Origin of the sequence: Kitasatospora sp. NPDC101235 (assembly GCF_044767505.1) — a bacterium.
Lineage (GTDB): Bacteria > Actinomycetota > Actinomycetes > Streptomycetales > Streptomycetaceae > Kitasatospora.
In genome coordinates, this window is the sequence record NZ_JBIWNZ010000037.1 from 36,892 (window position 1) to 56,169 (window position 19,278).

15 protein-coding genes are annotated in these 19,278 nt (G+C 74.0%); 10 read left to right on the top strand and 5 right to left on the bottom strand.

The genetic code is table 11. The features are described from left to right. Positions 1-93 precede the first annotated feature (93 nt). From ACIRRH_RS38225 to ACIRRH_RS38235, 3 genes are all read right to left on the bottom strand, one after another. Positions 94-453 carry a hypothetical protein gene (locus ACIRRH_RS38225; RefSeq protein WP_403076963.1) on the bottom strand — a complete coding sequence of 120 codons (360 nt, stop codon included), beginning with the start codon at positions 451-453 and terminating at the stop codon, positions 94-96. Between the two features lie 257 nt (positions 454-710). Next, complete coding sequence (locus ACIRRH_RS38230) at positions 711-1,577, bottom strand: DUF4389 domain-containing protein (RefSeq protein WP_403076966.1); 867 nt, start codon at positions 1,575-1,577, stop codon at positions 711-713. 229 nt (positions 1,578-1,806) lie between these two features. Next, positions 1,807-2,382, bottom strand: coding sequence for a hypothetical protein (locus ACIRRH_RS38235; RefSeq protein WP_403076969.1), 576 nt, complete (start codon positions 2,380-2,382; stop codon positions 1,807-1,809). A 231-nt stretch (positions 2,383-2,613) separates the two neighbouring features. Here ACIRRH_RS38235 and ACIRRH_RS38240 point away from each other — a divergent pair, with 231 nt between their 5' ends. From ACIRRH_RS38240 to ACIRRH_RS38270, 7 genes are all read left to right on the top strand, one after another. Then, positions 2,614-4,038: a BTAD domain-containing putative transcriptional regulator gene (locus tag ACIRRH_RS38240; protein WP_403076971.1), complete on the top strand. Its 1,425-nt coding sequence runs from the start codon at positions 2,614-2,616 to the stop codon at positions 4,036-4,038. Positions 4,039-4,198: 160 nt separating this feature from the next. Then, the gene (locus tag ACIRRH_RS38245) at positions 4,199-5,563 is read left to right on the top strand and encodes a M14 family metallopeptidase (protein WP_403076973.1); all 1,365 of its coding nucleotides are present in this window, start codon (positions 4,199-4,201) and stop codon (positions 5,561-5,563) included. 443 nt (positions 5,564-6,006) lie between these two features. Next, entirely contained in the window at positions 6,007-9,897 is a 3,891-nt protein-coding gene (locus ACIRRH_RS38250) for an AAA domain-containing protein (RefSeq protein ID WP_403076975.1), read from the top strand. A gap of 526 nt (positions 9,898-10,423) precedes the next feature. Further along, positions 10,424-11,155, top strand: a complete 732-nt coding sequence (locus ACIRRH_RS38255) for a ScbR family autoregulator-binding transcription factor (RefSeq protein ID WP_403076978.1) — start codon at positions 10,424-10,426, stop codon at positions 11,153-11,155. Positions 11,156-11,456: 301 nt separating this feature from the next. Further along, positions 11,457-12,305 (top strand): BTAD domain-containing putative transcriptional regulator, encoded by an 849-nt coding sequence (locus tag ACIRRH_RS38260; protein ID WP_403076981.1) that lies wholly within the window; start codon positions 11,457-11,459, stop codon positions 12,303-12,305. Positions 12,306-12,439: 134 nt separating this feature from the next. Beyond that, on the top strand, positions 12,440-13,111 hold the full coding sequence (locus ACIRRH_RS38265; RefSeq protein WP_403076984.1) for a ScbR family autoregulator-binding transcription factor: 672 nt from the start codon (positions 12,440-12,442) through the stop codon (positions 13,109-13,111). Positions 13,112-13,436: 325 nt separating this feature from the next. Continuing rightward, positions 13,437-14,228 carry a putative protein N(5)-glutamine methyltransferase gene (locus tag ACIRRH_RS38270; protein ID WP_403076987.1) on the top strand — a complete coding sequence of 264 codons (792 nt, stop codon included), beginning with the start codon at positions 13,437-13,439 and terminating at the stop codon, positions 14,226-14,228. A gap of 90 nt (positions 14,229-14,318) precedes the next feature. Here the strand turns inward: ACIRRH_RS38270 and ACIRRH_RS38275 are convergent, their stop codons facing one another. After that, positions 14,319-14,747 carry a PPOX class F420-dependent oxidoreductase gene (locus ACIRRH_RS38275; RefSeq protein WP_403076990.1) on the bottom strand — a complete coding sequence of 143 codons (429 nt, stop codon included), beginning with the start codon at positions 14,745-14,747 and terminating at the stop codon, positions 14,319-14,321. A gap of 189 nt (positions 14,748-14,936) precedes the next feature. Between ACIRRH_RS38275 and ACIRRH_RS38280 the strand changes: the two genes are divergently transcribed. From ACIRRH_RS38280 to ACIRRH_RS38290, 3 genes are all read left to right on the top strand, one after another. Then, positions 14,937-16,154: an RNA-guided endonuclease InsQ/TnpB family protein gene (locus ACIRRH_RS38280; protein ID WP_403077041.1), complete on the top strand. Its 1,218-nt coding sequence runs from the start codon at positions 14,937-14,939 to the stop codon at positions 16,152-16,154. Positions 16,155-16,405: 251 nt separating this feature from the next. Next, on the top strand, positions 16,406-16,852 hold the full coding sequence (locus tag ACIRRH_RS38285) for a hypothetical protein (protein WP_403076993.1): 447 nt from the start codon (positions 16,406-16,408) through the stop codon (positions 16,850-16,852). 69 nt (positions 16,853-16,921) lie between these two features. After that, a complete protein-coding gene (locus ACIRRH_RS38290; RefSeq protein ID WP_403076996.1) occupies positions 16,922-17,425 on the top strand; it encodes a DinB family protein in 504 nt (167 codons plus the stop codon). A 44-nt stretch (positions 17,426-17,469) separates the two neighbouring features. Here the strand turns inward: ACIRRH_RS38290 and ACIRRH_RS38295 are convergent, their stop codons facing one another. Continuing rightward, complete coding sequence (locus tag ACIRRH_RS38295; RefSeq protein ID WP_403076999.1) at positions 17,470-18,885, bottom strand: pyridoxal phosphate-dependent decarboxylase family protein; 1,416 nt, start codon at positions 18,883-18,885, stop codon at positions 17,470-17,472. Positions 18,886-19,278: the final 393 nt, after the last annotated feature.

Genomic DNA, 19,278 nt, shown 5'->3' on the forward strand with positions numbered 1-19,278 from the left:
GACGGGCCGCGCCCGGGCGTGGTGTCGGCGGGCGGGCCGATCCCGCCGGGGGCGGCTCCCGAGGGCGGCCCGCCCCCGCCGGTCAACCGGTCATCAGCGCACGCTGAGCTTCACCGTGGCGGTCCTGCCGGTGTAGGACTTGTGAATCTGCTCGCGCGTCCCGGCACCGCAGGCCTGCACCTCCTCCGGGTAGCGCCCGCCGTCGGGCGCGATCGTGACCGTCGCGCACATGCCGTCAGCCCGGGTGTCCTCCACCCACCCGTCGACGTAGAACGTCTCGACTCCCTCGACCTTCTTGCACTTCAGGGTCCACGTGGCCTCCGCTCCGTCGATCTTGGGCGAGTCGCTGTGCGGACACGTCGCCGCGGTGGCCGGCGTCGCGGCGGCCACCACCGTCCCGCCGACCAGCGCAGCGGCAGCGAGAACGGCGCGGAGGGGCAAGGCCAGTCGCATGATGGGTCTCCTTGTGCGGGTACGGAACGTTCGTGGAGGGTTCCTGCCGCGGACGAAGCAGTTTGACTCCGAAGGGCGGCCCAGTGCGCTCGTTCGGGTGACGCCGGGTTCGACGTGGTGCAGTGTGCGCCGGTCGGGACAGGCAGGGCGGCGGTGCCCATGACTGGAACGGCCGGCTCACCTCCGCGATGACCGCCCACCCCGAGGAGGACTGCTCACCGGCGACGACCGCCCGGACGCCCCCTGATCGGGCGAACCTACGACTCGCGGGTGTCCTCGCCGCGCCGGTGGGAGTCGCGGGCCTGGTCGGCGGGGCCCGGTACGAGAGGTGCGACGACGTGCTGGGTCGGGCCGGTGGTGTTGTCGTCGTTGCCGTCGTTGTCGTCGCCCGAGTTCACCGAGGCGGTGATCGAGCCCGTCGCCCCGGAGACCAGGCCGAGGAGGAGGAAGGCGACGAGCAGGCCTCGCCCGGCGCCGCTCAGGACCAGCGGGCGGGTGGCCGACACCGGGCCCTCCGGCTCGCTGCCCGGCTCGTCACCGAACAGGCGCTTGGGGTAGGCGGACGAGAGCATCACCAGGTACGCGGTGTAGCGCATCCGGTAGCGCAGGATCGCGGTCGTCGCCTCGTAGAGCGGCTGCGGCATCCGGCCGAGGACCAGCACCACCAGCCAGAGGACGAACGACACCGCCCACCACCCCGCGTACACCAGGCCCTGCACGATCGCGGCCGGGATGACGAGGATGATGCGGAACAGAACGGCGAGCCGGTTCAGCTCACCGGGCCGCAGCCCGACCTGCACCGGGTGGTCGGGGGCCTGGAACCGGAACGGCGGGTAGCGGTCCACGGTGAGCATCAGGTAGGCGGTGACGCGGGTGCCGTACGGGACGAACGCGGTGAGGTAGTCCGCCACGAAGCCGGGCAGTCGGCCGAGCACCAGCGCGCCGAACCAGCCGATGACGGTGACGAAGAACGCCACCACCGCCAGCACCCACACCACCACGAACTGGGGGATCAGCAGCAGCGCGCGCAGCAGCACCGTCCAGCGGTTCTGCGGTCCGGTCGCCGGCATGTCCAGCACCGGGAGCCACTCACGGCTGACGGGGGCGGGGGGAGCCTGCCACATCCGGGCCTCCACGGTCTCGGGACGACGGGACCCGGTGGTCGGGTGCGGCCTGGGGTCCCTCCGAAGATCGCAGCACCCCGCCCGTCCCGCGCGCCGCGCTGCGCCGGACGGGGCAGCCTGCCGACGTGGCGTGGACCGGCCGCCTTCGACCCGCGGGCGTACCGGGGCGGACCTCCGAACGCGTTCCCGTCGTTCGAGCCAAGGATGCCGCAGGCCCCGCAGGGCGTGGTCAGGCGATCTTCGCGCAGAGCGGTTCGGCGGAGCCGTGCTTGACGGTCAGCGTCCGGTAGCCGGTGGCGCTGATGTCGATGGTGTAGTCGCCGTCGACGATGTAGAGGTCGCGGGGCAGGTTGCCGGCGCCGGCGCCGATGCCGAGCAGGACCGGGCCCTGGGCGTGCCAGGTCTGGGAGTTGTCGGCGCGGTAGTCGACGACGGACCGGCCGCCGGCGTCCGCGTCGTACGAGGCGCCGGTCGTCGTGTTGGTGATCCGCAGGACGAGGGCGCCCCGGTAGGCGGCGCGTCGCACGGTGGTGCCGTCGGGGGCGTACTCCAGGACCCGCCGCTGCACCTCGTCGACGACGGCCTCCATGTGGACGGGGAAGTCGCAGCGGGAGCCGGCCGGGAGGTCGAACGTCGGCGAGGGCCACGGCTCCCATCCGCCCCGACCGGCGACGGCCCCGGACGAATCGGAGGAACCGGGCGGGCCGGATGCGGCGCCGGCCGGGGCGGCCGCCAGGCCGGTCAGGGTGACGGCGGTGACTGCGGCCAGCACGGTGGACGCGGCAGTGAGCAGGGTTCGTCGCATGATCGGTCCTCCTGGCGAGGTGTCGGGCGTTCAGGGGCCCAGACTGGCAGGCGCCCCTGACCGGATTCTCACCACGAGCCGTGGCCGGCCGTCAGGAACCTGCCGGTGGACGATCGGGGCCGTGTCCGTCGTCCGGGCCGCGCTACGGGACACTTCTGGCTCATCGGCGGCCGTGCGGAGATCGTGGCCCCGAGTGCCTCCGCCGGCCGTTCGGGCCTAGGGTGGCCCGTCATGGAGTTCCGACTGCTCGGGTCGTTCGAGGCCTGCCATGAGGGAGAGTCCGTCCTGGCGGGCAGCCGTCGCCAGGAGCGCTGCGTGCTGGCCGTCCTCCTGCTGGAGGACGGCCGGGTCGTCACCACCGGCCGGCTGATCGACCTGCTCTGGAACGGCAACCCGCCCGCCTCGGCCCGCGGCACCGTCCACACGTACGTCGGACGGCTGCGGGCCCGGCTGCGCCCGTACGCGGTGGTGATCGAGACCCGGCACGACGGGTACGCCCTCGTGCCCGGCCAACATGTGGTCGACGTACGGGAGTTCCTCGACCTGACCGCCCGGGCGGTCGCCACCGGCGACCCCGGCGAACGGCTGCGCTGCCACGACCGGGCGCTCGCGCTCTGGCGCGGACCGCTGCTCGCGGACGTCGCCGACGAGGCGCTGCGTGGGCGGCTCGGCCGCCGGCTGGTCGAGCTGCGGCTGTCCGCCCTGGAGCAGCGGGCCGAGATCCTGCTCGCCATGGGTCGGCACGAGCAGGTGCTCGCCGATCTGACCGCACCCTCGGCCGGGGCGCCCGGCACCGACGGGTCGCCCTCCGACGAGGACTCCGCGTCCGCCGGGCCCCAGGCCGGCTTTCCCGCCGATGCCCTGCTGTCCCGCGAGCGCCTCGTCCTCGCCCTGATGACCGCCCTCTACCGGGCCGGCCGGCAGGTCGAGGCGCTCGCCCTCTACCGCCGCACCCGGCGCGTGCTGGTGGACGGCCTCGGGGTCGAGCCCGGCGCCGAACTCGCCGCCCTGCACGACCGCATCCTGCGGGCCGACCCCCGGCTGGACCGCCCCCCGGCGCCGCTGTACGCGGTGCGGGTCGGCGAGCAGTGGCTGCCGTGGAGCGCGGGCGGCCATCCGGCGCTGGAGTTCTGCAACACCTATGCCGGCTGGGGTGCCGCGCCGGCCGACGCGCCGAGCCCCGGGTCGGACTGGCTGCGCGGCTACCCCACGCTCGCGGTCTGGGCAGGCCATCACGACCTCGCCGACGAAGCGGTCGTCGAGGCGCTGCTCCGCCGGGCGGCGGAGCGGCCCGAGGAGTCGGCCGCCGTGCTCGCCGACGCCCGTGCGTTCCGGTCGGCCCTCTACGCGTGCCTGACCGACCCGCAGGACGGCGCCGCCTTCGGCGCGGTGGCGGCGGTGGTGCAGGAGGCCGGCCGGTCGGCGGTCTTCACCCGGGGTGAGGACGGCCTGGCGTACTGGCGACTGCGACCGGCGTCCGGCCTGCGGCTGCCGCTGTACGCAGCCGCCCGGGCGGCTGCCGAACTGCTCGCCGACCCGCGCCGGTTCACCCTCCGCCGCTGCCCCAGCAGTGGCTGCGGCTGGCTCTTCCTGGATGCGAGCGGCCGGCGGCGCTGGTGCAGCCTGGCGACCTGTGGGACCCGCCAGGCCTCCTGAGTCGCGGCGCGGCCTCCTGCTCCGCCCGTGCCTCCGTGCGCCCCTTTCCCCGGCCTTCCCCATGTCTTGACGAACCCATGACACTGGCGGACCATCATGCTGGCGCGCGCCTCACCTCCTCCACCGTTCCGCCCCCACGGACCCCCACAGGAGGACAGTCATGCGACTGCCCCGCCGAGGGAAGCCCGCCGCGGCCACCGCCGTCCTGCTGGCCCTCGCCCTCGCCACCCCGCTCACCGCCCAGGCAGCCTCCCCCGACCGCCCGTCGGCGCCCGCGTCCGCCACCGCGGACACGGCCGCCGAAACCGCGCGGCAGTACCGGCTCGACGGCCCCCGCACCGTCGCCGACCGCTCTGCCGTCGCCGCCACCGGTGCCTCCGTCGACGCCGTCCTGCCCGACGCGGTGGTCGTCACCGCCACCCCCGCCGAGGCCGCCCGGCTGCGCGCGCTCGGCTGGCCGCCCGTCGCGCTGCCCCGCCCCCGCTACGGTGCCGGGCCCGGTGACGAAGGCCTGGCCGGGCCGGTGTACGACTTCCCGCAGGCGGACTCCGGCTACCACAACTACGCCGAGGCCACCGCCGACATCGACGCGGTGGTCGCCGCGCACCCGGACATCATGAGCAAGCGCGTCATCGGCACCTCCTACGAGGGCCGGCCGATCGTCGCGGTGAAGATCAGCGACAACGTCGGCACCGACGAGAACGAGCCCGAGGTGCTGTTCACCGCGCACCAGCACGCCCGCGAGCACCTCACCGTCGAGATGGCGCTCTACCTGCTGCACGAGTTCGGCGACAAGTACGCCACCGACAGCCGCATCGCCAACGCCGTCAACAGCCGCGAGATCTGGGTGATCCCCGACCTGAACCCGGACGGCGGCGAGTACGACATCGCGACCGGCCGCTACCGCAGCTGGCGCAAGGACCGCCAGCCGAACACCGGCAGCAACAGCGTCGGCACCGACCTCAACCGCAACTGGAACTACAAGTGGGGCTGCTGCGGCGGCTCCTCCGGCTCCACCTCCAGCGAGACCTACCGGGGCAGCGCCCCGGAGTCCGCGAAGGAGACCAGGGTGGTCGCCGACTTCGTCCGCAGCCGCGTCGTCGGCGGCAAGCAGCAGATCACCGCCGCCATCGACTTCCACACCTACAGCGAACTGGTGCTCTGGCCGTTCGGCTGGACCACCGCCGACACCGCCACCGGCATGACCGCCGACGAGTACAACACCTTCGCCGCCCTCGGCCGCAGCATGGCCGGCACCAACGGCTACACGCCCGAGCAGTCGAGCGACCTCTACATCACCGACGGTGCGATCGACGACTGGCTGTGGGGCGCCCAGCGGATCTTCGCCTACACCTTCGAGATGTACCCGGGCCCGAACGGCAGCAGCGGCTTCTACCCGCCCGACGAGGTGATCGGCCGCGAGACCAGCCGCAACCGCGAAGCGGTCCTGCGCCTGGTGGAGACGGCCGACTGCGTCTACCGGGCGATCGGCAAGCAGCAGCAGTACTGCGGCATCTCCGCCTGACCGGGCGCCATTGGTCGCGTCGGGTGCCACGGCCCGGCGCCGGCTGCGGGATCGGCCCGCAGCCGGCGTCCGTGGCCTTGAGGCCGTTCGGCAGCGGGTGGAAGTGACAGCACCAGCTCCGCACGACGCCACCAGGTCCGCCCCTCGGGTGCGGGCCCAGCCGTGCTTGTGCCACCGGGTGCCCGCAGACGAGTCCGACCCGGGCGCTCGGCCTACCGGCCCGCCGTCCGGTAGATTCTGCGGCCGGTTGTTCGGCACACGAAGCGGCTGTGTGCCGTGGGTTCGACGCAGGGGGCGAACGGGTGCGGAGCGGGGACGGGCGTGTGGGGGACCTGCTGGAGTGCTGGCGGGCGGTCGAGTTGTTCAGTCCGCCGCCGATTCCCGAGGTGCCGCGGAAGCGTCGGGCCGGTCGTCCTCGGGCTTCGGATGCGATCGTCGTCGATGTGACGCCAGCGGCGGGCCGGCCGGCGCCCTTGCTGCCGTGGGCGCCCGAGCATCCGGAGACGGCGGCCCGGCGGGCGCCGCGGGGGATGGTCTGGCGGCACGAGGTGTACGGCGGGGTGTTCGACCTGGAGCTGTTGCGCCAGGCGATGATCGCCGTTCTGCCGGAGGGCACCGACCCGGATCCCGGGGTGCCGGCCGAGGAGTTGGTGCTGTCGGGGACGAGCGCGATGTTCGCGCTGGTCCTGGACGAGCACGGGCGGCCGGTCGAGGACACGTCGGTGGTCTCCGCGTGCGGCTGGGCGACGGGCCGGCTCTTCGACCCGGGGCCGTCGGCGGCCGGGTGGCTCGACGGCTTCGAGGAGTTGACCGAGGCGTTCGAGGTCGCGGTGGGGCGGCTGACCGCGACGCCGATTCCGTACGCGCCCGGATTCCCTCCCCTGCCGAGCGCGGTGCCCGTAGGGGACGAGGAGGGCGTCCGCGGCTGGCGGCAACTGCTTGCGGAGATTCTGGGCGGCGCGGCCGTGGCGGCGGTCGGTGCGCTGTTCGGCGAGGTCGCCGGGGCCGCCGTGCAGGGCGCGACGGAACCGCTGGTGCGGCGCGTCGCCGAGTGGACGGCGGCCCGCCGTCCGAACCCGCAGGGCGCGGACGGGAATTCCCCGCCCGCGGCGCCGGAACCGGCCGCCGACGTGCCGTCGCCCGCCGAGGAAGCGGGGGAGGACACCGGCCCGCGTCCGGTCGCGCTCGCCGACCTGGTGGCCCTGACCGCCCAGATCGCCCACCTCTGCGGCGTCGAGGAGCACCTCGACCCGCGGGTGATCCGGGTCCGGAGCCGGCTGGTCCACCGCCCGCGCGACCCGAAGGCCAAGTTCGCCGCCGCGCAGCCGTTCCTCAACAGCCTCCTGCCGCCCGACCTCGCCCGGGTCCGCGCCGCGCTCGGCGACAGCCGGGCCGCCGGCCTCGGACCTGCCTTGCAGGCCTACCTGACCGGCCGCCGGGACATCCCCGTCGACGCCAGATCCGACCTGCGCGAGGACCGTCTCACCGTCCTCGCGGGCGTCGATCCGGCTCTCGTCCCGGCCGGGCGCTGGCCCGCCAAGGCGCGGTATCCGCTCGCGCTCAGCCAGCAGTTCGCGGTCAACCGCATGCTCGCCGACCGTGCCGACGGCGACCGCACAGGAGCCGCCACCGCCGGCACCGATGCCGGCGGGCTGTTCTCCGTCAACGGCCCGCCCGGCACCGGCAAGACCACCATGCTGCGCGACCTGGTCGCCGCCCTGGTGGTCGAACGCGCCGCAGTGATGGCCGGCTACCGGAGGCCCGAGGAGGCGTTCGTCGGCCGTGCCTGGCGGGGCAAGGACCGCCAGGGCGTCCACGCCCGCTTCGTCTCCGCCCTCGACCCGGGGCTCACCGGCCGCGAGATCGTGGTGACCTCCTCCAACAACGGGGCGGTGGAGAACATCACCGCCGAACTGCCCGGCGCCGACGCCCTCGACGAGCACTGGCACGACGGCCCCGACCACTTCTCCGACCTCGCCTCCGCCCTGCTCGGCGGCGCGCCCGCCTGGGGGCTGGTCGCCGCCGTCCTCGGCAACAAGACCAACCGGACGAGGTTCACCGAGCGCTTCTGGTGGGGCCGCCTGCCCGAGGACGAGACCGCCGCCCGCGCCGCCGCGGGGCTCCCGCCGCTGCGGGGCATGAACGCCGTGCTCGGCGACTGGGTGCCGCCCAGCGTGCCAAGGCCCGCCCGCACCCCGCGCGACGGTCGAACGGCTGCGGTCACGGCCACGAACACCGCCCCCGCCGCCGAAGCCCAGGCCCCCGCCCAGCCGATCCCCTCCTGGCCCGAGGCCGTCGCCGCCTTCAACGCCGCCCAGGCCGAGGTCGAACGGCTGCGCGCCGAACGCGTCCGCCTCGCCGCCGCCCTGGCGGACACCCGGGCGGACCGGGTTCACCCCCGGCTCGACGCCCTGCGCGCCGCCATCGTCCGTGCCGACGACCGCGCGGCGGCCGCCGAGGCCCGGCACGCCGCGGCCGCGGCGGCCGTCGACACGGCCCGCACCGCCGTTCACGCCGCCGAAGCCGTCCACCGGGCCGCGGTCGCCGACGTCCCCCGGGCCCGTGAGGCCCTCGCCGACACCCGGGCCACCCTGGCCGCCGCCCGCGAACGCGCCGACCAGCACCGCTGGCAGGTCGACGTACTGGCGGCCCTCCACGACGAGCCCGCCGGCGGCCAGCCGGGCCTGCGGGCCGGGCTGCGCCGTCTGCTCCGGAGCGGCGCCGAACGCCAGGCCGCCGAACAGCACCGCGAACGCAGCAGGGGCGAGCTCCTCGCCCAGCTCGTCCAGCAGCGCACCGCCCTCGAGGACGCCCGCGACCACATCGCCCGCTGCACCCGCGCCGAGGACGCCGCCGCCGACCGGCACACCCGCTCCACCACCGCCGTCACCGAAGCCGCCGCGGCCACCACCCGCGCCCGCGCCCACGAGGACGCCGCCCGCGCCGCGGACACCACCACCCGCGCGGACGTCGAGCGGGCCCGGCACGAGGCCCGGGCCGCCCGACGCGACCTGGAAGGCGCCACCGCCGAACTCGACTCCGCCCACCGCACCCTCCGCGCGGCCGCCGCCGAGCTCCCCTCCCTGCCGCTCGACTGGCTCCACCTCGGCGACCCCGAGCAGGAACTCGGCGCACCCTGGTCCGACGAGGCCTGGAGCACCGCCCGCAGCGACCTCTTCCTGCGCGCCCTCGACCTGCACCGCGCCCTCGTCGCCAACACGGCCAAGCGGATCCGCGGAAACCTCCAGGTCCTGGTGGAGCTCATGGCCGGCACCGGCGGGCCCGTCCCCGACGAGCAGGTCCTGCACGCCTGGCAGACCCTCTTCCTCCTCGTCCCCGTCGTCTCCACCACCTTCTCCTCCATCGGCAGCATGTTCGCCCGGCTCGGCGGCGGCTCCCTCGGCTGGATCCTCGTCGACGAGGCCGGCCAGGCCACCCCGCAGGCCGCCGTCGGCGCCCTCTGGCGCGCCCGCCGCGCCGTTCTCGTCGGCGACCCGCTCCAGCTCGAACCCGTCGTCACCATGCCGACCGCCCTGCAACGCCGCCTCCTGCTCGCCTACGGCGTCGACGAGGAATGGCTGCCCTCCGCCACCTCCGCCCAGGCCGTCGCGGACCGGGTCAACCGCTACGGCACCTACCTGCCCGCCCCCACCGGCGCGGAGGAGGACACCGTCTGGGTCGGCTCACCGCTGCGCGTCCACCGCCGCTGCGAGGACCCCATGTTCAGCGTCAGCAACGAGGTCGCCTACGGCGGCCTCATGGTCCACGGCACCCACCCGCAGCCCTTCCCCGACCCCGACCAGGACGGCCTCCTTCCCAGCCGCTGGCTCGACACCCCCGACCCCGACCGCCCCGCCGACGCCCCGTGGGGCGAACGCGACCGCCGCGCCCTCACCTTCCTCCTGCGCCGGCTCGACCGCCACGGCGTCACCGTCGAACGCCTGCGGATCATCGCCCCCTTCCGCGCCCTCGTCGCCGAGGCCCGCGAAACCTGCCGCACGCTGCCCGGATGGACCGCCGAACTCCTCGACGAACGCTGCGCCACCGTCCACAAGGCCCAGGGCAAGGAGGCCGACGTCGTGATCCTGCTGCTCGGCGCGGGCCGTTCCGGCGCCCGCGACTGGGCCGCCGGCACCCCGCACCTCCTGAACGTCGCGGCCAGCCGCGCCAAACGCCGCCTCTACGTCGTCGGCGACCGCGCCCTGTGGGCCCCGCTGCCCCACTTCGACGTCCTGGCCGCGGAACTCCCCGCCTACGACCACGTCCGCGACCGCGACACCTGGCCGCTCGACGACCCCGGTGGCGATCCCGCCGGCCGAGGCGCGAACGGCTGATCCGCGCGCAAGGGGGCGCCCCGAGGCCGCCGTGTGGGACGTCGGACCGGCCGACGCCCCACACGTCCTGACCGGCCCTCGGGGCGGATGCGGTCGAGCGTGGTGGGGACCGGGCGGCCTGGCCCTCCTGGGCGGCCGACGAGTCGAGGAGCGCGCTCGGCCCCCGGGGCCGGTCGCCCAGCGCCGGTACCACCACGCCCGGCCCGAGGCCCGTCCGCATCCGGATCCGTCGAGGAATCCCGCCGATCCGGCGCAACGACCGGGCCGCCTCGGAGGTCACGTATGTACGGAGGTGAATGCTCGAAAGAAACCGTTCGTTCGGTTTTTGGGGTGAAGAGGTGGTGTATCAAAGGCCGAACCGGAGGGACGACCGGGGCGTGTGGTCGCCCTCGGGGCGGTGGGGCTTGACGGGTTACGGGGAGGGGGAGTGGTTGGCGGGATTCATCGGCATCGTCTTGTCCGTCGTGGGTGGGGCGCAGCTAAGATACGGGGTGTTTGGTTTTGTTTTCCGGGGAGCTCAGGGCGGGTGGTTTCGGTGGTACGGCAGGAGCGGGCGCTCCGGACACGTCGGCTGATCCTGGAGGCGGCGGCCTCGGTCTTCGACGAGTTCGGGTACGAGGGCGCGACCATCGGTGAGGTGGTCTCCCGGGCCGGCGTGACGCGTGGTGCGGTGTATTTCCATTTCGCCTCGAAGCGGGATCTGGCGCAGGGCGTGGTGGAGGAGCAGTTCGTTCAGGACGGAGTTCCCGAACGGAGCTGCAAGCTCCAGGAGTTCGTGGACACCGGGATGGTGGTGGCGTACCTGATGCCGCGTGACCCGCTGCTCAGTGCGGGTGCCCGGCTCTCGCTCGGGCAGGACGTCTTCGACGATCTCGGCGGCGGCGCCATCCCCGGCTGGATCAGCCGGTTCGAGGCGTTGCTGGTCGCGGCCGGCGAGCGCGGCGAGCTGCTCCCGCACGTCGTGCCGGCGGACACCGCGTGGCTGGTCATCGCCGCGTGGACGGGGGTACAGATCCAGTCCCAGAAGCTGTGCGGCCGGGCGGACCTGGAGCTGCGGGTGTCCGCGCTGTTCCAGCACCTGATGCCGAGCATCGCGGTGCCGGGCGTGCTCGGTTCGCTGCAGATGGGGCCGAACCGCGGGGCCGAGGTGGTCGCCGAGGCCGCGGCGGCCCGTGTGGCGGAGGAGGGCGGCGCCCCGGACGGTGGGGCGGACGGCACCGCGCGCGTCGAGGCGCAGGCGGAGGTCGGCGTGGGCTGACGGTGGCTCACCAGCCCTCCTGCCCACGGGAGTCCGGGCAGGCGCAGGCGAACCGGCGGCGACGGGGCCAGGGTGGTCCGGCGCCGCCTTTGGTTTGCCCGGATTCGGTGACGCAGCGTGCCTGAAGTCTCACCTGTGGTGGCGAGCGGCGACGCCTGGGCAAAACAAACAGCACGTTCGGTTTTATATTGACAAACCGCGCGTCCTGTTTTTGACTGGTAGCACTTGACCCAGGGTGTCGACCCGGGTGCCGGCCGCGGCGATGGAGGCTGCGGCGTTCCGTGTGATTGGGGTGGTCATCGTGGAAATCCGGGTGCTCGGGGCGCTGGACGTCCGGGTGTGCGGGGTGTCGGTGGTGCCGTCGGCGCCGAAGCCGCGGCAGGTGCTGGGGCTGCTGGCGCTGCGGGCGGACCAGGTGGTGCCGGCCGGGGTGCTGGCCGACGAGCTGTGGTCCGGCCGGCCGCCGCGCAGTGCGCGCACCACCGTGCAGACGTACGTGCTCCAGCTGCGGGACCTCATCGACCGGGCGCTCGTCGCGGCCGGTGCGGCGACGGGGGTGTCCTGCGCCAAGGACGTCCTGGTGACCTCGCCGGGCGGCTACATGCTCAACAGCGGCGGCGGACTGACGGACCTGCGGGAGTTCGAACGGCTCGCCGGAACGGGCTACCGGGCGATGGACGGCGAGGACTACCCGGCGGCGGCCCGGCTGCTCGGCGAGGCGCTCGCGCTGTGGCGCGGATCGGCCTTCGCGGACGTCCCGGTCGGCGGCCAACTCGCCGTCGAGGCGAAGAGATTGGAGGAGACCCGGCTCTGCGCACTGGACCAGCGGATCGAGGCCGACCTGCGGCTGGGCCGGCACCGGGTGCTGCTCGCCGAACTCACCGTCCTCGTGGACCGCTACCGCACCCACGAGAGCCTGCACGGCCAGTACATGATCGCGCTGCACCGCTCCGGCCGCCGGGGCGAGGCACTGGAGGCCTACCAGCGCCTGCGGAACACCCTGGTCCGGGAGTTGGGCATGGAGCCATCGGTCGGACTGCGGCGGCTCCAGCGCTCCATCCTGCTCGCCGGGCCGGAGCGGGCGGACCGCGAACCCGCCGGTGTGGCCGCAGGACCGGAGGCGGCGGCCCGGTTCAGCCGGGTCGGCTGAACCGGCTGGTCGTCCGGGGCGGCGCCGGATCGCCGGAGCCGGCCGCGGACGGCCGTCGGAAGCCGCGCCGCCCGTCGTGGGGCGGCCGCGGTCCGGTCGGAACCTGCTTGTCGTTGTGAGGGGTTGTGGGACGGGTGGTCCAGGAGAGGTCGGAACGGACGCGCGGGCGGTTGGTGGAGGCGGGGGCGGCACTGTTCGACCGGCGCGGTTACGCAGGGGCCACCCTCGGCGAGATCGCCGCGACCGCCGGGGTGACGAAGGGGGCGCTGTACTTCCACTTCGCCTCCAAGGAGGAGCTGGCCAGGGCGGTGTCCGCGCGGGCCGAGCGCTTGCTGCGGTCGGCCTGCACGGAAGTGCGCGCCTCCTCCCCGCTCCAGGGGTTGATCGACGCGGGGTACTGGCTGGTCGACGCTCTCGGGGCGGACCCGGTGATCCGGGCGGCCTTCCGCCTCGGCCGCGAGGACGCCGGGTGGCAGGTCTCGCCCACCACGGCCTCGCTCACCACGGCCGGGCCGGCCTTCGCCGGGATGCGCGGCTTCCACAGTGTCTGGGCCGGGGTCGTGCGCGACCTGCTGGCCGGCGCCCGCCGCGCGGGTGAGCTGCGCGACCGCTCGGGCGGCCTCGGCCCGGAGACCCTGGTGGTGACAGCCGCCTGCGGTCTGGAGGTGGTCTTCGTCGACGGCTGCCCCGCCGATGAGCGTGCCCGCCGGGTGGGCGCGCTCTGGGACTGGCTGCTGCCCTGCCTGGTGCCCCCGGGCACGGCCGGCGGCTACCGCACCAGGCCGCCGGCCCGGCAGCCCGCCTGAACCCGGGCCCGTCTGAACCCGACCCCGGCGGACAGCGGGCCGCCCCCGGTACCCGAAGGCACCGCGGGCGGCCCGGCCGGCGGAGGGCGGGGTGGAGCCGTTCCGATCACCCTCGGCCGGCGGTGCGGTAGGGTGGCCGACGCCGAGTATGACCGCGACTCAGGGAGGTGAGACCCATTACCGGTATGTCCGAGCGGGTGCTCCCGGAGCGCGGCCGTGCGGGCGCCCCGCGCGCATAGCGCGGACGGCGCGCCGACACGGTGTCGGCCCTCGCGGGAGCCCTGACGGAGTCGTCAGCCCTCCCGTCTTCCCCCAAGGGGTTCTCTTGTCGGTCTTCTCCTCCGCCTCCCTCCGTTCCTCGGTCGTCTCCCGGCTGCGCGCCGCCGGTTGCGTGTTCGCCGAGGACGAGGCGCGGATCCTGCTCTCCGCCGCCGCCTCGCCCGCCGACCTGGCCGCCATGGTCCGCTCCCGCGCCGACGGGCGGCCGCTCGAACACGTCGTCGGATGGGCCGAGTTCGCCGGTCTGCGGATCGCCGTCGACCCGGGCGTCTTCGTCCCGCGCCGCCGCAGCGAGTTCCTGGCCGCCACCGCCACCGCGCTGACCGCCCCGGGCGCGGTGGTGTTCGACCTGTGCTGCGGCAGCGGCGCGCTGGGCGCCGCGCTGGCGGCCGCGGCCGCCCACCCGGTCGAGCTGTACGCGGCGGACATCGATCCGGGCGCGGTCCGCTGCGCCCGCCGCAACCTGGCCGGCGCCGCGGCGCGGGTCTTCCAGGGCGACCTGTTCGGCGCCGTGCCCGCGGAGCTGCGCGGCCGGGTGAACGTGCTGATCGCCAACGTCCCGTACGTTCCGACCGGTGACCTCGGCCTGCTGCCGCCCGAGGCGCGACTGCACGAGGCCCGGCCCGCGCTGGACGGCGGGGCGGACGGGCTGGACGTGCTGCGGCGGGTGGTCGCCGAGGCGCCGCAGTGGCTGGCGCCCGGTGGGTCGCTGCTGTTCGAGACCAGCGAGCGGCAGGTACCGACGGCCCTCGCGGTGACCCGGGCGGCCGGGCTGGCGGCGGTGGCGAGCCGGCAGGAGGAGCTGGACGCCACGGTGGTCGCGGCGACGCTGCGCTGAACCGCCCTGCTGCCGAGGTGGGTTCGCCGGCGGCCCGGCGGCGTGGGCCCGGCCACCGTTCCCCTGTGACGGTGGCCGGGCCGGGTCCGGTCAGATGCGGGTGCCGTACACGTGGTCGACCGGGATGGTGAGGAGCACCCGGCGGTCGGCGACCATCACCTTGCGGTACTCCGTCCAGTCCGGGTGCTCCCCGGCGGCGCGACGGTAGTAGTCCACCAGCGCCTCGACCTCCGGCCCGTCGGGGTCGGTGCCCGGCCCGGTCAGGGCGGCCACGCCCTCGGCGGTGGCCCAGGAGTGGCCGTCCGGCCCGGTCACCTCCAGACTGGCCCGCGGGTCCCGGCGCAGGTTGGCGGTCTTGGCCAGCCCGTCCCGGGTGGAGATCAGGATGGCGTTCGCCGCCCGGTCGTAGAACGGCATGACGGGGGAGAGCTGCGGCCGGCCGTCCGCCTTGATGGTGGCGAGGACGCCGAGGCGGCTCTGCGCGAGCAGCGCGTATGCGTCGAAAGGAATGGCGGTCATTCGGACTCCTTCGTGGATACCCCCGGCTTCAGCCGGGGATGGGGGCACCTCCCGCTTGCGGGGGGAGAAACGAAGCTCCCGCGTGGCGGGGCAGGGAGAGCGAGGCCGTCGCCAAGGCGGTGTGGCGTCGCGCGAGGTGATCACCAGTGGGTGTCCATCCGGACGGGTGTTACCGTTTGTGTCGTGGCGATCACTCACGTGAAGCGGGCGTTCAAGTTCCGCTTCTACCCGACTGATGCGCAGGCGGCCGAGCTGTCGCGCACGTTCGGGTGTGTGCGGCTCGTCTTCAACAAGGCGCTGGCCGCCCGGTCCGAGGCGTGGACGATGCGCCGGGAGCGGGTGACCTACAACGCCACGTCGGCGATGTTGACGGCGTGGAAGAAGACCGAGGAGCTGGCGTTCCTCTGCGAGGTGTCCTGCGTTCCGTTGCAGCAGGCGCTCCGGCATCTGCAAGGGGCGTTCTCCAATTTCTGGCAGAGGCGGGCCGGGTATCCCCGCTTCAAGTCGAGGAAGAAGTCCCGTGACAGCGCCGAGTACACCACGTCCGCGTTCCGTTACCGCGACGGCAGGCTGACGCTGGCCAAGATGGCTGAGCCGCTGGACATCGTGTGGTCGCGTCCGCTCCCGGAAGGGCACTCGCCGTCCACGGTGACGGTGAGTCGGGACGCGGCGGGGCGCTGGTTCGTCTCGATGCTGTGTGACGACTCGACGGTGAAGCCGCTTCCCGTGCTGGACACGGCCGTGGGGATCGATGTCGGGATCGCCAGCCTGGTGACGCTCTCCACCGGGGAGGAGATCGCCAACCCGAAGCACGAGCGCCGCGATCGGGAACGCCTGGCCAGGGCGCAGCGGGAACTCGCCCACAAGGCCAAGGGCAGCAACAACCGGGAGAAGGCCCGGTGCAAGGTCGCCCGTGTCCACGCGAGGATCGCCGACCGGCGCAGGGACTTCCTGCACAAGCTCACCACCCGACTCGTCCGTGAAAACCAAACGGTCGTGATCGAGGACTTGACGGTGCGCAACATGCTCAAGAGCAAGCCCCTTGCCCGAGCCATCTCGGACGCGAGCTGGACCGAGCTGCGGACCATGCTGGAGTACAAGTGCGCCTGGTACGGCCGCGAGCTGATCACCGTTGACCGGTGGTTCCCCAGCTCCAAGCTGTGCAGCGCGTGCGGCACTATCGCCGCGAAGATGCCGCTGAACGTCCGCCAGTGGGCGTGCGACTGCGGAGCAGTCCACGACCGGGACGTGAACGGGGCACGCAACATCCTGGCCGCCGGACTGGCGGTGTCGGCCTGTGGAGACGGTGTAAGACCTCAACGGAACACTCCGGGCGGGCGGTCGTCGGTGAAGCAGGAAGTCGTCCCACCGCAGCGCAAACGCGCAGCGGCTCAGCCGCGAGGCTGAGGGGAATCCCCCTCCCGTCAGAGAAGGGGGAGGAAGTCAAGGGAGCATCATCGGCCTTCACACCGGTGTGAAGGCAAGGTCCGTCACGCGTGTTGGGTGCAGGAGGCTCCGCATGACGGCACGGTCGGCGAGCCGGTGCGGGGGGTTCGGAAATTCGCCGTGATCTTCGGTGCGAGCCGTTAGGGTCGGTCCGAGAGTTGTGACGGTCCGTCATCGAGTGCGTACCGTCCGAGCCGAGGGGACACCGTACGATGGCACGCGAACGCAGGCCGGTGGAACTGCTGGAGTACTCCGACGACCTCCACACCGACGATGTCACCCCGCTGCAGGCCTTCCTGGCCGCCCGCCTCCGTGAGGTGGTCGAGGCCCAACCCGAGGACAGCAGCGCCCGGTTCGCCGCCGAACGGCTGGCGGAGGTCACCGCCGGCGACTGCGTCTTCCTCTCGGACGTCCTGGTGGCCTGGGAGGAGGTGGTCCTGGAGGGCCGCAACGACGAGCCCGGCTGGACGCAGCGGATGCGCCAGGACGCCATGCTGTGGTGGGAACGGCTCTGCGAGACGGCGGACCGGTTCCGCGACCACCCCGACCACCGCTCCCGCTGGCGCCCGCTGGCGTACATGAACCTCGCGCACGCGGAGCTCATGGCGGGCCTGACCGACCGGGCGGGCGGCGTGTACGGGGACGGGGCGCACCCGTGATCCCGGACGGCCGGGGGCGGTGGCCGTAGGCGGCGCCGGCTGTCGGTGCCGGCTGGTACGGTCCCGCGCATGAGCAATCGTGTGCCCTTCACGGGTGGCGAGAAGGAAAGCCTCCATGCGGCGCTGGACCGGCACCGCGATGCGGTGCTGTGGAAGGTGGAGGGGCTGGACGACGAGCAGCTGCGCCGCCCGATGACGCCCTCCGGGACCAACCTGCTGGGGCTGGTGAAGCACCTCGGGGGCGCCGAACTCGGCTGGTTCCGGGAGACGTTCGGCCGGGACACCGGTCCGCTGCCGTTCGACATCGACGCCGACGAGACCTCCGACATGCGGGTGGAACCGCACGAGTCGACGGCGGACGTCCTGGCGTTCTACGCACGGGCCCGGGCCGGCGCCGACGAGGCGATCCGGGAGCTGACGCTGGACGCCCTCGGTACCTCCTGGTCGGGCAACACCGTCTCGCTGCGCTGGGTGCTGATCCACATGACCACGGAGACGGCGCGGCACGCCGGGCACATGGACATCCTGCGCGAGCTGATCGACGGCGGGACGGGGGACCACGACCGGAGCTGACCGCGGACGTTGCTCCCGCTCGGCCCGCCCCCCCGGCCCGGCGCTCAGGCCGTCAGCTTCCGGACGGCCCGGGCCAGCGCCTGCGCCGTGCGTCGGACGTCCGCCTCCGTGGTGCGCCAGTTGGTGAACGCCGCGCGCAGGGCGGGCCGGCCCGCGTGGTGGGTGGGAGTGAGGAAGGCCTCGCCGGCCAGCTCGGTGGCGAGCGCGGCCAGCCGCTCGGGGGTCGGGTCCGCCGTCAGCGAGAAGCAGACCACGTTCAGCCGCACCGGGGCGAGAAGCTCCAGGCCGTCGGTCCGGGCGACGTGCTCGCCGAGCGTCCGGGCACCGGCGATGCAGCGTTCCACGATCTCCCGGTGCCCGGAGCGGCCGTACGCCCGCAGGGTGAACCAGGCGGCGAGGGCGCGCAGCCGGTGGGAGTTCTCCGGCGTGAGGTGGACCAGATCGGGGTGCTCGCCCTGGGAGTACCCCCGGCCGGAGGCCGGAGAAGGGCCGAGGTAGGCGGCGGCGTTCCGGAAGACCCGGGCCTGGAGGTCCGGGCGGCGGGTGAACTGCACGGCGCTGTCGTACGGCACGTTGAGCCACTTGTGCAGGTCGACGCAGACCGAGTCGGCGAGGTCCAGCCCCGCCACCAGCTCCGCGTGCTCCGGCGACAGCGCGGCGAAGGCGCCGAACGCGGCGTCCACGTGCAGCCAGAACCCGTACCGTTCGCGCAGCGCGGCGATCGCCCGCAGGTCGTCGAAGTCGACGGTGTTGACCGTCCCGGCGTTGGCCACCACCACGCACGGTCCCTGAGCCTCGGCCAGCGCCCGCTCCAGCGCGGCCACGTCCACCGCCTCCCGGCCCGGCAGGACGGGCACCGCGCGCAGAGCCGTCCGGCCCAGGCCCAGCACCGACAGCGCCTTGGCGACGCTGGAGTGCGCACTGCCCGACAGCACCCGGACCGGGCCCAGGGCGCCGGTCCCGTCCTCGGCGACGTCCACGCCGAGCCGCTCGCCCAGCCACTCGCGGGCGATCGCCAGCCCCACCGTGTTCGACATCGTGGCGCCGCTCACGAAGGTGCCGTGGTGCGCCGCCGAGAGCCCGAACAGCTCGCGCAGCCAGCCGACCGTCTCCCGCTCCAGTTGCTGACCGGCCGGGTCCAGCGAGGAGTTGGAGTTCTGGTCCGCGGCCGAGGTCAGCCAGTCGCCCGCGAGCGCCGCCGGTGTCGCCCCGCCGGTCACGAACCCGAAGTAGCGCGGACCGGCGCTCGCCGACAGCCGCGGCTCCCAGCGCTCCGCGAACTCCGCCAGCGCCGCCCGCAGCCCGCCGCCCTCCTCGGTGAGCGGCGCGACGGTGGGCGGCTCGGCCCGTTCGACCACGGGCCGCTCGTCGAGGCCCGTCAGGAAGGCGAGCGCCCGCTGCCGGGTCTCCTCCAGGAGTTCGGGCAACCGGCCCAGATCGGCGGCGAGTTCGGGGTGCATGACGCTTCTCCGTTGATCGACTGTGCGCCGAGGCTAACCGCCGGGGCCGCCGGTGTCCCGGTCCAATCCGGAACGGGTGGCCCGGAGGGTGCGGCGGCCGAGCGCCCGGGTCTCGCCAACCGGCCGATGCCGCCGGTGCTCTGGACTTGTAGGTCCGATTCCCGAGGCCTACCGTGCTCTCCGCCGCCCCAGGGCCTGTCTTCGAACTCCCGTCGTCCGCCCGCAGACGGGGGGCTGAAGACAGGCCCTAGCAGCAAGGCCGACGGCTCCGGGGCGAATTCCAAGGAATTCACATCCTTCGACTCAAAACAACCCCGGATGGGAATTTCCCATCGGTCCCTTGACCTCTCCGCAGGGGGCGGACGATGATCACCGTGCACCGCGAGCGAGCAA